The sequence below is a fragment of the Thalassotalea agariperforans genome (genome assembly GCF_053470345.1).
In genome coordinates, this window is the sequence record NZ_JBQMWH010000010.1 from 75,980 (window position 1) to 92,710 (window position 16,731).

Below are 16,731 nucleotides of genomic sequence, written 5' to 3' on the forward strand. Positions count from 1 at the left end.
TTATAATTTTGTTTTTAGGTTATAAACGTTTTATAGAGTTAGTCGAAGCGCAGACAGTTATAGTGATAATACATCACCATAACTGAATAATACCTGCTTCAATAGACAGTGTTCCTGTTAAACGGTAACGTTTATTTGGTTACTTCTTGGTAAGCCCAAGTTAACCATGGTAATAAGGCTTCTAGGTCAGCTTGCTCAACCGTTGCCCCACACCAAACACGTAAACCTGCTGGTGCATCGCGGTAAGCACCAATATCAAAAGCTACTTCTTCCGCTTCTAATAATTTAACAATTGCTTTTACTTGTGCTTCATCGGCTTTTAACTGAAAACAAACACTGGTATTTGAACAAATATCAGCACTTTCAGCTAAGAAATCAATCCAATCATTTTCAGCAACAAAATCAGTAAATACTTTTAAGTTAGCTTCACTTTTAGCAATGGCAGCAGATAAACCACCGATGTTATCGACCCAAGTTAAAGCATCAAGGTAATCTTCGACACATAACATCGAAGGTGTGTTAATGGTTGCACCTTCAAAAATACCACCAACAAGTTTTCCGCCTTTAGTTAAAGAGAAGATTTTTGGCATTGGCCAGCTTGGTGTATAAGACTCTAAACGCTCAACCGCACGTGGGCTCAAAATTAACATACCATGAGCACCTTCACCGCCAAGCACTTTTTGCCAACTAAAAGTTGCAACGTCAATTTTATCCCACGCCATCTCCATAGCAAAAACAGCACTAGTTGCATCACAAATGGTTAAGCCAGTACGCTCATCACTGATCCAATCGGCATTATTTACTTTAACGCCCGAGGTGGTACCGTTCCAAGTAAAAATAATGTCGTGGTCGGGATTAGCTTGGCTAAAATCAGGTAACTGGCCATAATCAGCCGAATATGACGTCGCATTTTCTAACTTCAGTTGCTTAGCAACATCGCTTGCCCAGCCAGCACCAAATGATTCCCAATAAAAAACATCAACCGGACGTTGGCCTAATAAAGACCACATTGCCATTTCCATAGCGCCGGTATCAGAACCAGGTACTATCCCTACTTTGTAACCTTCAGGCAATTCTAATAAACGAATAGTTTCATCAATCGCCAGTTTTAATTGGTTTTTACCTAAACTACTGCGGTGTGAACGCCCTAATGAAGCCGTATTTAACGCAGCTAAATTATAACCCGGACGTTTAGTACATGGGCCAGATGAAAAGTTTGGATTAGCGGGTTTAAGGCTAGGTTTCATTGATATTCCTCAAGAAGTAAAGTTAGCGGGAACGATCGCGCTAATTTTTTGCATAAGCAGATTCAAAAAAGTTAACCGATAGTGCCTGAATTTCGGTCAATGCTCAACTATTGCGATGTGAAAATAGTTAAAAAAATAATGAACAAAAAAGCAAATATAACGGCCAATAAAAAAGCGAGCAGTATTATACTGCTCGCTTTTTTGTCTCATATTATTTAACCTGAACTCTGGATATTTAAGCACATTGAGCGATAAGCTCACTACCGCCTATTTAGTCAACGCTGCCGTTTCGGCACCATCAGGCTCTGCTGCATCTAACGGGTGACCTTCTTCAATATAGGTATAAAGCTCATCATCGGCATCAACTATTGCGTGGCGTTTTTCCGCTAACAATAAATAAAAGCTCGGTAAAATAAACAAAGTAAAAATAGTGCCAATAAACATACCCGCCACTAAAATAATACCAATACTATTACGTGCTTCGGCACCAGCACCGGTAACTAATACCAGCGGAAAATGCCCTAAAATCGTTGCAGCTGTCGTCATTAAAATAGGACGTAAACGGGTCGTCGCCGCTTCTTTTACCGCTTCTAATTTGCTTCGACCTTGTTCTTGCACATGATTAGCAAATTCAACAATTAAAATACCATTTTTAGCGATCAAGCCTATCAAAGTAATTAAACCAATTTGTGAATAGATATTAATGGTTGTCAATTCAACATAAGCAAGCGATAACGCCCCAGAAAGAGCTAATGGCACACAACCTAATAACACCACTAACGGATCTCTAAAGCTATTAAATTGCACCGCTAAGACCAAAAAGACAATTAATAATGAAATGGCCAACACCATCACTAAGGTATTGCCTTCTTTGCGTAGCTCACGTGATTCACCAGCATAATCAATACTATAAGTTGCTGGTAGCATTTCTTTGGCCGCCTTTTCTATCGCATTTAGGGCGTTTTCTTTGGTTGAATTTGGCGCTACTAAACCAGTAATGCGAAAAGCGCCTTGTTGCGCAAAGGTACCTAAGGATCTTGGCACGGTTTTCCATGCTAAATTGGCAACCGCAGAAACAGGAATTAGCTCACCTGCTGGTGTTTTAATATTAAGTGATAACAAAGCTTCGGTTTTACTACGCACCTCTTTATCAACCATAGGGATCACACGATAAGCTTTACCACGAGCATCAAAACGGTTAACAAAATTACTGGATAACAACACCCCCATTTGCTCGCTGACATAAGCGACATTCATGCCTAAGTCGGCAATTTTTTGGCGATCTAGCTGTAATTCCACTTGTGGCAGATCTATTTTTAAATCCGTTTGCGCAAATAGGAAATGACCACTGGCAAAAGCCGCACCAACGAGTTGATCAGCATACGCTTTCATTTCTTCATACGGTGCCGATGATTTAATTACCATTTCAACCGGTAACTGGCCTGGTGTCGGCAAAGAACCTGGGACAAAAGGAATAATATCAACGCCCGGTATTTGCGCTAAGTCGCCATACACTCTCGGGATAAGTTCACTTGAGGTGAAATCACGTTCTTTAGCTGAAACTAATTCTAAGCCACCAAAACCACCATTAGTGAAAACAATCTGCCAAATTTGTTTACCACCTTCAACATCATCTAAAGCATCAACAACAGCATGCATTTGCTCAACATTATAAGTTAGTGACGAATCAGGTGGTGATTGCACCATAAAAAACACACCGCCTTGATCTTCTTCAGGTGCCAGCTCTTTTACCGAATTCATATAAAAAGGAATACTTAAAATCGCAACAACAAACGCTACCAAAAATAGCTGTCCTTGCCATTGAAATAATCGGTCTAACAAGCGGCCATAAGCATCATGTACTTTATCAAATACTTGATTTACTTTTTGAGTAAACCAACCTTCTTGCCCGCCTTCGGGGGCTACATAAGCACTCATAATAGGAGATAAGGTGATAGCAACAATACCGGAAATAATCACGGCAATCGCCAGCGAAAAAGCAAACTCTTTAAATAACACTCCCGTTAGGCCAGACAAAAAACCAATCGGCGCATAAACAGCGGCTAAGGTTAAGGTCATGGAAATAATTGGCACCAATAACTGACGAGAACTCGCTAACGCCGCTTGCCTTTTTGACATCCCTTGACGCATTAAACGAGCAACATTTTCCACTACCACGATCGCGTCATCAACCACTAAGCCCACCGATAACACAATCGCTAATACCGTTAATAAATTCAGTGAAAAGCCCATCATCGACATCGAAGCCACAGCACCAAGGATCGAAATAGGAATAGTGACTAAAGGCACCATAGCACTTCGAAAGGAGCCCATTAAAAACAACACCACTATACCAACAAGAAAAACGGTTTCACCTAAGGTGGTAAAAATTTCTTTTAAGGCATCACGCATATACAGGGTGCCATCATAAGCAAAATCAATACTAATACCTTCAGGTAACGACTGATTAATTTCCTCAATTGCTTGATATAAACGATCGCCAATTTCAATTTCGTTCGAACCCGGTAATGGCCACACCGAAATATAAACCGTATCATTTTCATTTAAGCGAGCCGTAACACTCGCTTCTTCTGAAGCTAACTCTATTTTGGCAATGTCTTTTAGATAAATAATTGCGCCGTCTATTTCCGCCACAATTAATTCTTCAAATTCAGCTACCGACGTTAACTGAGTATTAGCAACAATATCAATGCGTTGACGACTATTTTCAGCATAGCCCATAGTCGAAATACTGTTATTACTGGCTAAAGCCTGATAAACCTCAGCAGCACTTAAGTTATAAACATTTAACAGGTTTTCATCTAGCCATACCCGCATTGCCGGTGTTCTAGCGCCTTCAATACCAACTTTTTGAACACCTTCAATGGCGTTGATGATCGGATTAACCTGACGGGTTAAATAATCAGTAATGCGTGATAAATCATTGCCATTAGCATGAACATTCAAATAAAACACAGCAAACGGTCGATCGGCACGACTAACCGAAACCACGGGATCTTGCGATCCTTGTGGTAATTCATATCGAATTTGGCTGATCCTTGCGGTTAATTCAGCTAAGGCGCGGGTGCTGTCTTGATTAAGCTTTAGCCAAGCGGTGACTTTACTTGAGCCTGACGTTGTTGTTGAATCAACATATTCAACTCCTGGTACCGTGGCTGCTACACGTTCAATCGGCTCAGTAACAAACCCTTGCACAACATCTGCCGACGCGCCAATATAATAAGTGTCAATGACAAGTGATGAACTTTCAATTTTAGGAAATTGCAATACGGGTATTTTAAAAACTGCCCATAAGCCAGCTAAACAAATAATAATTGATAACACTAAGGCAATAACCGGCTTGCGAACAAAAATGTCCATTGCCGATGTTTTACTATTTTGAGTAATTGTCATTTGTTGTCACCTATACGCTAGGCGCTGGTGGCGCAATAAACACTTTTTTATTCGGGTATAGTTTAAATGCCCCTTTGGTAGCAATTAATTGGCCAGCTGAAACACCTGATGCAATCATCACGGTATCACCATTGCGATCAGCTAATTCAACTTTCACTTTTTTCGCACGATATGCCCCTGCTTCTGCCGGCTCTAAAACAAAAATATAATTACCTAGTTGATCACGAATAATTGCTAAATCAGGTACTGACACTAATGTTTGCTCAACACCAACCGGTACCGAAACATTTAATAAAGTATGTGGTTTTAGTGAAAGTTCAGCCTTGCTGATTTGCGCACGATATTTCAGGTGGCGTGATTGTTGTGAAAGCTGTGGATTAATCGCGATTATCTCAGCGATTAATTGTTCATTGCTGCCAATCGGAGTAATTTCAATCTCTGTGCCCAAGCTAATTTCCTGATAAGCTTGTGGTAAATAAAAATCAACCCAAATAAATTCGTTAACGCCAGTTAAGGTTAATATTTGATTGTTTTTATCTAAAAACTGACCAACTTCTAAGTTATGAATACCAACTCTGGCATCAAACGGCGCGGTAATTTTTTTCTTATCAATAGCCGTGGTTAACACCGCGACATTCGATTTAGCAATATCGACTGATGCTTGTGCTTGATCAACAAGTTCTTCACTAATTTCTTTGCTTTTTTGTAGCTTAATATAGCGTTTAAGCGTTTGTTCATTGAGCACAAGTTGTGCTTTTGCGGCAATTAAACGGGCAGCTTCATCACTGTAATCTAACTCTAACAATATTTGCCCTTGCTTTACGAAGCCACCTGATTGGGCATTAAGGGCCGTAATTTTACCGGCTAATTCATTAGCAATAGTTAGTTGTTTAAATGCTTGTACTTCACCGCTCACTTTTACTCTTGGTTGATAAGCAATAGCCGCAGCTAATTCAGCACTTACCGAAGACGCAGGCTCAGGCATATTAGCACCTTGTTCTGCTTGTGCTGCCTGCAAATTACTTTTATAAGTAAATAGGCCAAAAACTACCACGGTTAAAATAACTAAGGTAATTAGCCACTTTTTAAAATTCATTAATATTCCTTGTTTCACTGTTATTGCCTCGTTCCTTTCTAACTAAATATTGGCTAATTTGGCCTTATACCAACTGATACAACTATTATTCGAACGAAATTGTAAATGACTTAACTTAAAATTAACACTAGGAGATGATGATCTTTTTTATATAAATCGCACCCATCTTCAAAGCGACTTGCTCACGATATGGCATCTTGCTTAACGAGCTAAGCAAAATGCCACAACGAAGAGAAAACAACTTTAGGGGCTTTATGTAATTTTATCGCCAACCATAAAGGTAAGATTTAACGCCGCAAGTTTACATAGAGAAACTAAGTTTTTTTGGCAGACTTAGTTGCACCACCTAATTTATATAACCACTGATAACCAACAACTCCAGCTAATATAGAAGCAATAAGGATCCCTAATTTAGCTTGTTGCATCAGAATAGGCTGCTGGCCAAAAGCAAGTTCTGTAATAAATATCGACATTGTAAAGCCAATGCTGGCTAAGACGGCCGCACCACCAATATGTTTCATATTAACGCCATTAGGTAGAGACACGATATTCATTTTCAAGGCGATCCAGCTAAAGCAAGTAATACCAATAAATTTGCCAAATAATAGGCCAAAACTCACCCCAATAACCACAGGCTGTTTCAAAGCTTCGGTAAAACCGCTGAAATTAATTTCAACGCCAGCATTGAACAAAGCAAACAAAGGTAAGATAAAAAAGGCCACTGGCATATGCGCTTGATGTATTATCCGTTGCAAAGGGGGTTCAACACCATCAACCCCCTTTCGCAGTGCTTGTAAAGTTGAAATCATTCGGTGATTTTTTAAGATACTTTCACCTTCTTCAAAACTGTTATCAAATTGCTGTACTAACTCTTTTACTCGATCTAAAAATGCATATGGATCAAAACGTGGTAACGCCGGAATGGTAAAAGCGGTGATCACACCGGCCAATGTTGCATGAATGCCCGAAGCCATTAACGCCATCCATAACAGCACCGCTAATATAAAATAGGGCACAGTACGACGAACACCGAGTAAATTAAAAATCACCATCAATAAGGTAAATAACAGCGCAAATAATAACGCTGACCAAACAAGTTGTTCGGTATAAAAAAAGGCAATAATAATTATCGCACCAAGATCATCGACAATCGCTAAAGCGACTAAAAAAGAAATCAAAGCTTTAGGTACTCGCCCTGCCAATAAGGCAATAACACCTAAGGCAAAAGCAATATCGGTTGCCATGGGAATTCCCCAACCACGAGCTGCATCTCCCTCAGGGTTAATAGCAAAATAAATAAGTGCCGGTACCAACATACCACCAAGCGCGGCAACCGCAGGTAAGGTTGCCATACGAATGGTTGACAACTCCCCCACTAAAAACTCACGTTTAAGCTCTAAACCAACAACAAAAAAGAACAAGGTCATCAAACCATCGTTAATCCAATGCTGTAACGACTTTTCAATGACTAGGTTACCAAAACCAAATGAAACGGGATAATGCAGTACTGCTCGGTAGATATCTCCCCATGCGGAGTTGGCCAAACATAATGCAAATAACGCGGTAAACATCAAAATTAACCCTGAGGTTGCTTGATGTCTAACAAACTTTTCAAAAGGGGTAAGTAAAAGATCTAAATTACGCTCCCAAGGTGCGTATAACATTCTTACTTTTTCATGTTCAAATTTTTCTGAAGCATTGGTCATAAGCAAATTCCATGATTATTTTTATTAAATTTTTATTAAGTATAGCGCTATAAATTCCTTTAATTCACTTAAATATATACCACTTAAGCCAGTTCTTGCCATGCCCCTATAAAAACAAAAATAAATAACACTTTTTTGCATTAATATTGCTATCCAAAAGGAAATAATTCGCGCTAATATGCAGAAGAAAATACGCCAATGAATTTTGTCTGTTTTACATTGTCAGTTAACGTATTTGATGCTTTCTTTTTATAAGAAATTTATTTTGCTTGTTAATTCAAAAGCAAGCAGCACCTAATATATAGGTGAGATGAGGAAATAAAATGACAGATGACACTTTGATAGAAGAACCGGAGCACAAGCTTAATCTTCGCCACTTAACTCTTGATGATTTTGCTTATGTAAAAAGCTTAATGGATACCGTCTATCCTGATTTAGGCGGTGCTTGGCCGGAGAAAAAATTCCGTTCTCAACTTACCGTCTTTCCTGATGGCCAAATTTGCATTGAAGACCATGGCGTAGTTGTTGCCGCCGCTTTTAGTGTAATTGTTGATTACGATAAATTTGGTGATCAGCATACTTATGATGAAATCACTGGTGACGCTTACTTAACCACACATGATCCTTTAGGCGATGTGCTTTATGGCGTTGATGTTTTTGTATCACCAAAATATCATGGCATGCGTCTTGGTAGACGCTTATATGAAGCGCGCAAAGAGCTTTGCCAAAACCTCAATTTAAAATCAATCGTTGCTGGTGGTCGCATCCCTAATTACAAACATCATTCAAAAACCTTAACGCCACAAGCTTATATTGAGCAAGTGAAGCGAAAAGAAATTTATGATCCTATTTTAACTTTTCAACTCTCTAATGAATTTGAAGTAAGACGCGTTATTAAAGGGTATTTGCCCGAAGATAAAGAGTCGCATGGCTATGCTACCTTATTAGAGTGGACAAACTTATATTATGATCCTGAAAAGGCCAAACTGATTGGCGCAGACAAAACCACCGCTAGAATAGGCTGTGTGCAATGGCAAATGCGACCATTTAACTCGGTTGAAGAGCTTATCCAACAAGTGGAGTTTTTTATTGATGCGTTATCAGATTATCAATGCGACTTAGCGTTATTTCCTGAGTTTTTCAACGCACCATTAATGGGGATCGAAAGCCATAAAACCTCAATAGATTCAATTAAAGCGCTGGCCGAATATAGTTTCGAAATTGTGGAAGCCATTTCTAAATTAGCGGTTTCATATAACATTAATGTGATCGCCGGCTCTATTCCTATTATTGAAGATGACGAACTATTAAATATTTCCTATTTGTGTCGTCGTGACGGTACTGTAGATTCACAATATAAATTGCATCCAACGCCGTATGAAAAGAAAGCGTGGATCATGCAAGGTGGTAATGAACTTAAAGTATTCGACACTGATTTTGGCAAAATTGGCATTCTAATTTGTTACGATGTTGAATTTCCAGAACTTGCCCGTTTGCAATCAGAAGAAGGCATGCAAATATTGTTTGTGCCGTTTTGGACCGACACTAAAAATGGCTACCTCAGAGTAAGGTGTTGCGCCCAAGCGAGAGCCATTGAAAACGAATGTTATGTCGCTATCGCTGGCAGTGTTGGTAATTTACCCAAGGTCGATGGTGCCGATATTCAATATTCACAATCCGCGGTCTTTTCACCTTCTGACTTTTCGTTTCCTCATGATGCAATTATGGCAGAAACGACACCAAATACTGAAATGACGCTAATTGTTGATTTAGACTTAGCCAAACTTAATAAGCTGCAAAATGAAGGTTCAGTTCGAAATTATTTAGATCGCCGCCGAGATCTTTATAAAATTGACTGGTTAGGGAAATAACCTAAATCTAACCTTTGCTAGCTAAACTTAGTTTAGCTAGCAACTTCACAAAATTTTATTAAAATAAATAGCTTAAATGTAATCTAAAGGTTCTCGGCTCTAACGGATGAAAATGAATATCTTCAACGCCAGCTTCTGGCTCACCACTTAATCGTGAAGCATAATAATAATCAATGTCGTGATCGGTACTGTTAAAAACATTCAAACAATCTAAACCTAATTTAAAATGTTGCCATTGATAGGCAACGGCTAAATTTACCGTTTGAGTACTATCGGCTTTTACTTCATTAAAGCTTTCTAGCGCCCTAGCTGAAAAATAACGATAACGTACCGAACCTCGCCAGCCTAAATCTGCAGGTGTATAACTAATGCCCATACTTGCAACAAACGGTAAAGCACCATCAATATAATTGCCTTCATCTGCAACTTGATCACGAAAACGAGAGTGACTCCAAGCAAGCTCAGTGTCTAAACTCCAACTTGGGTTAAACCAATAATAAGCACTAACTTCAAAGCCATAACGTCGAGATGGACGACTAGCTTCAGTGTTACCGGCATCACCAACAAACAATAATTCAGAATCTAATTGTAATAACCAAAGTGCGGTTGAAATATTAAACTTTTGATTATTAAACCAACGAAGCCCAATTTCAGCACCTTCTGACTGCACTAATAAATCAACAGGTGTTGCGGCCTCACCTGATTGCGGATCAATCGCAATAGTAGCACCACGCGCATCATTTGAATGAAAACCTTGGCCAATATTAAAATAAGATGCTAATTGCTCATTAATTTGATAATTTAAAGCAAGTTTTAAACTTGCTAAACCGTCATTGGCAGAGCCACTATTAGCGGCAAGATCACTGTTAACATCGACATCAAAGTGGTCATAACGAAGACCTGCAGTTGCACTTAGCTGCTCAGTTAAATCGGCTTGTAACTGATAAAATAAACCAAGTGAACGTTCATCAACTTCATCCGCACGTATTGCCGCTGTCGCTTGCGCATCTTGGCTATGATATAAACCAACATCGGCAATATCATCGATTCGTAGCTGTGCTCCCACCGTTTGCTTTACGTTATAGCCGGCAAGTTTTATCAGCTGGTTATAACTTACTGAACCGCCAAAAATATCGCGACTATCAACTTGTTTAAATTCATCACCTTGCGTCGGATCATCAAGTAGGTAAGTAAAGTTAGAAAATAAGTCTAGCTCTGAGCGGATCCAATACGCTGATGTTTGCCAGTGTTTATTTTGCCACTGTGCCGATAAACTATAACGGCTAGCACTACCACCAACATCGTTATCAATTGACCCTAAGCGATCAATAAGGCCTTGCTCAACCGCTCGAGTTGGTATTTGGTCAGCTGAATTCCAGCTATTATCATAAGCCATAAAGGTGACAGATAAATCACCGTCAGCAACTTTAGTGACATAACGGATATTAGCATTTAATTTTTGAATATCTTCATCAATATCCGTCCACGGTCCTTGATAGGTTTGATGTTCAACCCCAAGCAATAAAGTACCGTCAGCAATTTTAACTTGATCAGCCGCAAATACTCGTTGGTAATCATCTTCACCAAGCGACAAACTTATTTGAGGGTGTGTTAGCTGATTTTTTAAATTAAAGGTTGCACCACCAGCCGATGAAAAATCACCTAATTCAGCATAATAAGTGCCTTTTTGATAATGAATACTTTTCACTAACTCAGGAATAATAAAGTTTAAATCAGTATAGCCCTGACCATGACCGTGAGTGCGCATATTAATCGGCATACCATCAATTTGAGTATTAAAATCGGTACCATGATCAAGATTAAAGCCACGTAAAAAATATTGGTTCGCTTTACCTGAACCACTGTGCTGTGTAACCACCATCCCAGGTACAAACTCTAATAATTCGCCGGTACGTAACATTGGTCTTACTTCAATTTCAATATCACTGATCTCTCCCTCAGAAACTGAGATGGTTTGACCTAAGTTATTGGCACGATAGCCCTCAATTAAAATAGTTTCGTCAGGTGTTTGTTCGGGTAACTCATGTGCGGTAGCTGGTTGAATGGCCACTAAAAAAGCACTAAATAAAAGCGAATATTTTTTCATTATTGTTTAACAGTCTATAATTTGGGGAGATATGTAATTGATTGATTATATCAAAAAAAAACAGAAGATTAGCTAAGTCGCTTTAAAAAAATGCTTAGCTATATTTGCGTCGTATTTAGCTTAAAAGTAAAAAACCGTGCTCAATAATTTGAGCACGGTTTTTTTAGCGTATATTGGCTATTAATACTTTCTTCTAACGAGTACTAAGCTGAATAATGCTAAAAGAAACAGCATATTAACACTACCACCACCGCTACTTGCTGTATTAGCAGCATCATTGCCTGATTCTGGTTGTGGCGTTGGCTGAGGTGTTGGCTCTGGTTCAGGCGTTGGCTCTGGTTCAGGCGTTGGCTCTGGTTCAGGCGTTGGTTCTGGCTCAGGCGTTGGCTCTGGCTCAGGTGTTGGCTCTGGCTCAGGTGTTGGCTCTGGTTCAGGCGTTGGCTCTGGTTCAGGCGTTGGCTCAACGCTATTAACATCTAAATCAATCAGTTGAAGATATAACGGCATTGAACTACCCGAAGTACGTTCCATTAAATAATAATATAAAATACCATCTTCAATATGTATGGTTCCGTGATCAAAAATCGGCCCAGAGGTCGCATGATAAACACGGGTAAAATCATTGGTACCACCTTGCGCTTTTTCAACATACGGACGACCGTTGTCTAAACCAACAATATAAATATTTTCGCCTGCCGTATAAATTTCATCGGCACCAGCAAATTCAGTGGTAATAATAAAGTCATCAGCACCTGCTGGTTTATATGAATGCAAAGCAACATCTTGGAAATCGGCACGGCTTCTATCAGTTGAGCGCACTTTACTAATAATATGAATATCTTCGTTTTCCGTTACCGTCCAGTCGAAACCGCTCACAATATATACGGAGTTGGCATCAGTATGGCCCGTAATGTAATCACCAGGTTCAAATACTTTAATTTCATCGGAATCAATTAACGGCCAAGTTATTGATTCACCTTGATGGTTTTTCCAATCACCAAAACCTTCTGGATGATCTGAATAGGCGTAATAAACACCATTTTGATATAAATATTTATCGTTATTATCACCACTGCGCTGCTGGAAACCGACACGAAGTTTGCCATTAACATACTTCATATTTCCGTACAGACCCCAGTTGTAAGCATTTCCTTTAGATTTTTGATCTTTTTCATTAAATTGAGTGAAAGTTGACCATTTCTGTTCAGCGGCATCATAGCGATTAAAAACATAAGCACCGTTATTATTACCACCTAAGCGCATATACAATAAAAGTGTGCCGTCATCTGTTTCAAAAAATTTTGGGTAAGTTAAACGAGCAAAGTTACTTTTATCTGCAATATCGCCCGTCATCGTAATATGCTTATAGTCATCAGCACCTTGACTGATGCTGCTGGTATCTTTAACAAATTTATCTAAGGTAAAGTCGTCATCAGCAAGATCTGCAGCACCAGCAACACTATAAGAATAACGGAAAAAGTCATCTTTAAAATTACCGCCATAGTTATTGTCATCATAAGCGTGCATGTCGTACACCATATGAATAGTACCGTTAATTGGGCTTACCGCTAAACCAATGGTATTGTGAGACTCACCTATCCACCAGTTACCTTGATAGCCGGTATGTTGATGAGGAAATTCAATAGTTTTTAACTGTTTTGATATTGTGTTATAGCGAGACAACATAACATGGCGATCGTTTTTACCACCACGATACCAAGTCATAAACACATAATGTTTATACGTTTTTACTGCATCGCCGTGAGCAGAAATGTTTCTACCAAAATGATAATGATAAGTTGCGTCATCTATTCGTTCTTGCTCACTTTGAGCTTTGACATTGTTGGCTGTATCTTTTGAACCATCAAAATGTAAACCATTATCAGCTATTTTAACTTGCTGTTTTAGTGTTACTTCAGCTACCGCATTGTAATTAACTGCAATTAATAAACTCGACGCACACAACAGCTTGTTGAACTTAGCTACTTTATTCAGCAAGTGCGTTATTTTTTTGCTCATTATTTCCCCTCAATCTTTTGATAAGATTTTGTTAATTTTTAACACAACCGACCTAATAAGGCTGATTATGATTATTTACGATCATTATTGCAGTTTATTGTCTGTTATTCAATGTATGAATTTTGTTCGATACGCTATTGATGCGTTGATTGATAACTGTTGATAAGAGGGAAATGACAAAATAAAAAAGGCGCTGATCATAACAATCAGCGCCTTTTAAAATACCTAACCTGAACTCGGGATAACAACTTGCTTTCTAGCAGCTGTTTTTCCTTATTACAGCGTTAAATTTGATTGCAATAGACTCGCTATTGACGCTCAAATTTGCCTTGTACTAAGAAAAAACATCAAGCTAGAATAGGTGAAATACCATAAAGTATGTTTATTTCATATTGTTAGCTAATTTCTTATCTCGAGTTCAGGTTAGCATTTTGTTACAGGTTTAATGTACCTTCAAAGGTGTATTGACCTGGCGTTAAGTTAGTGACTTGCTTGCTCGCTTGCGCCTTGCCATTCATGCTCAGTGTATTGTCTTGTAACTTAGGCAAAACAACGTCAGCTGTCGTGTTTTTAGGTACAATTACCGTCATCATTAACTTATTGTTACTGATCTGCCAATCAACACTAACTTCACCTTGTGGTGTACGGTAATTACCGCTAGCTTGAGTCAATTTATCACCGAACTGTGGCTCAATATGAATACGTTTGAAGCCTGCTTCAGCCGGTGTTATTCCAAGAATACCTTCATAAAACCAACGCGATACTGTGCCATAAGCGTAATGATTTAAAGAGTTCATCCCTTGTGGGTTAAAGCCATCTTCTAATGAATATGAATTCCAACGCTCCCAAGTTGTCGTTGCCCCATTATTGATAGAATAAAACCAAGATGGATATGTTTCTTTAAACAATAAGTCATAAATAATATCGCTACGATCGGCAGCTTGTAATACTGAAATTAACAACGGCGTACCTAAGAAACCAGTTCTTAAATGATTATCCGCTTTTTTCAGTAATTCAATTAACTTTTCTAACGCGAGTGCTTTTTCTTCCGGCTTAAATAAACCAAATTCTAAGCCCAATAAGTAACTTGTTTGGGTAGCTAAACCTTTTTTAGGTAATAAGTTATCATCAAAAAAGTGTGCTCGGTAAGCACTAACAATTTTGTTATGTAATGCCGTTAGTGATTTAACATCGTCAGTTTTACCTAATACTTCTGCCGCTTTTATTGTCAGTTCAACTGAACGAGCATAGAAGGCTGTTGAGATCAGTGAATAATCAGTGTCACCACGGTTACCCCCTTCACCATCTTTTAAACGACCTTCATCTGGGTATGGCTGTAACCAATCACCAAAGGTTTTCATATTAGAGATATGATTTTTAGCTTGGCTAGTGTGGTAGTTAATCCAACCATTCATCATGTCATAGTTATCAGCAAGAATTGTTTTATCGCCCGTTACGACATAAAGTTCCCAAGGAATAATGGTAGCCGCATCACCCCAACCTGATGAAGCCCAGTTGATCCATTTAACAAATGGAATATATAACGGGATCATGCCGTCGTCGGTTTGATCTTCACGCACACTTTCTAACCAAGCAGACCAAAAACCATAAACATCTGCCATATACATAGATGGTGTAACAAATACGTTAGCATCACCCGTCCAACCTAAACGTTCGTCACGTTGCGGACAATCAAGTGGAATATCATAAAAATTACTGCGTAAGCCCCACACGATATTTTCAGAAAGCTTGTTTAATTTTGCATGTGAACTTTCAAAGTTATTAAATAGTTCGACATCAGAATGCTGAATTAACGCTGTTGCCCAAGCTTTTGTTGGTACTTTTGAAGCATCAAAACCTGTTATTTCGATATAACGATAACCGTGATAGGTAAAAGTTGGCTGATATTCAATCACACCCGTTTGATTAGGTAGATAATAATCAGTCGATAAAGCGCTACGGTAGTTCTCTGTGTAAAACTCGCCTTTATGAAGTGCTTCAGCAAAACGAATTCGCACTTCTTGCCCAGCAATTACCGGAATATTAACGCGTGGTACACCAACCATATTTTGACCAAAATCAAAGATGACAACATCATCTTTATGGCTAACAATTGTATCAACCGGCAACTCATCAATAAAACGGATCGGCTCATGACGTTTAGGGCGTAATTGCACGGCTTCATCTAGTGGCTCAGTAACAACTGACGCCCAAGCTTTATCGTCAAAGTGATTGTTGTTCCAACCAGGCATTTCAAAAGCTTGCTCGTAACGTTCACCATCATAATTGCTAGCAAAACGAATAGGCCCTTGTTGCGATGCTTTCCAGCTACTGTCTGTAGCAATTACTTCTGTTTGGCCATCCGTGTAAGTTACTTCTAACTGCGCTAAAAATCGCGGTGGTAAAACGTGATCTTGTTCTTCTAATTTATAAACACGACCAGAATACCAACCGCCAGCTAAACTTGCCGCTAAGGTATTTGCGCCTTGATTAAGTTGTTCTGTTAAATCGTAAGTAAGCGTTTCAATGCGTTTTTGATATGGTGTCCAACCTGGTGTCATTACATCTTTAGTTGACACTTCAACGCCATTAACAAACGGCTTAAATAACCCTTTGGCGGTAATGTATAAACGTGCTTGTTTTATTTCTTTTGTAAGTTCAAATGATTTACGGAAGTATTGCGGTGTTGCCAATGTTGCTTTCGAAGGCTTTTTAGCAAGTTCTGTATCGGGATGACCAATCCATTGCGCTTGCCAATCAGTATTCGTTAATAAACCCAGTTCGATTTTTTGTGGTTCGCTCCAAGCTGATACTTGCGAATTTTCATCCCAAATGCGTACCCGCCAATATAGCTGTGCTCGTGATGCTAACGCTTGCCCTTGGTATTTGATCCAAGAAGTTTCACTTGAAAGCACTTTTTTGCTATCCCAAAGATCAGCCGCACTGTCTAATAAAGCAGGAGACGAAGCCACTTGCACTTGATAAGCTGATTGAAATTCCGACTCTGCATTAGCGGGTATTTTCCATGAAAAACGAGGTGCTGATTCATAATAACCTAGCGGCTCATTAAAGCCTTCACCAACAGTTAATGCATTTGGTGATGCTAACGTTTCAGCAACAATTGCCACTGGTTGTGACGCGTTTTCTGGTGTTTTATCACCACAGGCACTTAACAACAAAAGTGCTGTTGCACCGAGTGCTTTCGAAAAATAGCTAAAACTTTTTTTCGTTGTTTGATAACTTAATAGATAAGTTGACATGAATACTCCGT

Annotated in this window: 8 protein-coding genes; 1 reads left to right on the forward strand and 7 read right to left on the reverse strand. The window is 39.0% G+C overall.

All coding sequences use genetic code 11. From position 1 onward, the window contains the following. Positions 1 to 131: 131 nt before the first annotated feature. The 4 genes from ACSLUO_RS13045 to nhaA form a co-directional block, all read right to left on the reverse strand. On the reverse strand, positions 132 to 1,247 hold the full coding sequence (locus ACSLUO_RS13045; RefSeq protein WP_448249067.1) for a phosphoserine transaminase: 1,116 nt from the start codon (positions 1,245 to 1,247) through the stop codon (positions 132 to 134). Positions 1,248 to 1,514: 267 nt separating this feature from the next. Continuing rightward, a complete protein-coding gene (locus tag ACSLUO_RS13050; protein WP_448249069.1) occupies positions 1,515 to 4,661 on the reverse strand; it encodes an efflux RND transporter permease subunit in 3,147 nt (1,048 codons plus the stop codon). A gap of 10 nt (positions 4,662 to 4,671) precedes the next feature. Further along, a complete protein-coding gene (locus ACSLUO_RS13055) occupies positions 4,672 to 5,757 on the reverse strand; it encodes an efflux RND transporter periplasmic adaptor subunit (protein WP_448249071.1) in 1,086 nt (361 codons plus the stop codon). A 314-nt stretch (positions 5,758 to 6,071) separates the two neighbouring features. Further along, positions 6,072 to 7,463 carry a Na+/H+ antiporter NhaA gene (gene nhaA, locus ACSLUO_RS13060; protein ID WP_448249073.1) on the reverse strand — a complete coding sequence of 464 codons (1,392 nt, stop codon included), beginning with the start codon at positions 7,461 to 7,463 and terminating at the stop codon, positions 6,072 to 6,074. Positions 7,464 to 7,786: 323 nt separating this feature from the next. Between nhaA and ACSLUO_RS13065 the strand changes: the two genes are divergently transcribed. Continuing rightward, complete coding sequence (locus ACSLUO_RS13065) at positions 7,787 to 9,334, forward strand: carbon-nitrogen hydrolase family protein (RefSeq protein ID WP_448249075.1); 1,548 nt, start codon at positions 7,787 to 7,789, stop codon at positions 9,332 to 9,334. A gap of 58 nt (positions 9,335 to 9,392) precedes the next feature. Here the strand turns inward: ACSLUO_RS13065 and ACSLUO_RS13070 are convergent, their stop codons facing one another. The 3 genes from ACSLUO_RS13070 to ACSLUO_RS13080 form a co-directional block, all read right to left on the reverse strand. After that, positions 9,393 to 11,441 carry a TonB-dependent receptor gene (locus ACSLUO_RS13070; RefSeq protein ID WP_448249076.1) on the reverse strand — a complete coding sequence of 683 codons (2,049 nt, stop codon included), beginning with the start codon at positions 11,439 to 11,441 and terminating at the stop codon, positions 9,393 to 9,395. A 180-nt stretch (positions 11,442 to 11,621) separates the two neighbouring features. Beyond that, entirely contained in the window at positions 11,622 to 13,460 is a 1,839-nt protein-coding gene (locus ACSLUO_RS13075; protein WP_448249077.1) for a BNR-4 repeat-containing protein, read from the reverse strand. Positions 13,461 to 13,894: 434 nt separating this feature from the next. Then, the gene (locus tag ACSLUO_RS13080) at positions 13,895 to 16,720 is read right to left on the reverse strand and encodes a family 78 glycoside hydrolase catalytic domain (RefSeq protein ID WP_448249078.1); all 2,826 of its coding nucleotides are present in this window, start codon (positions 16,718 to 16,720) and stop codon (positions 13,895 to 13,897) included. Between the last annotated feature and the right edge of the window lie 11 nt (positions 16,721 to 16,731).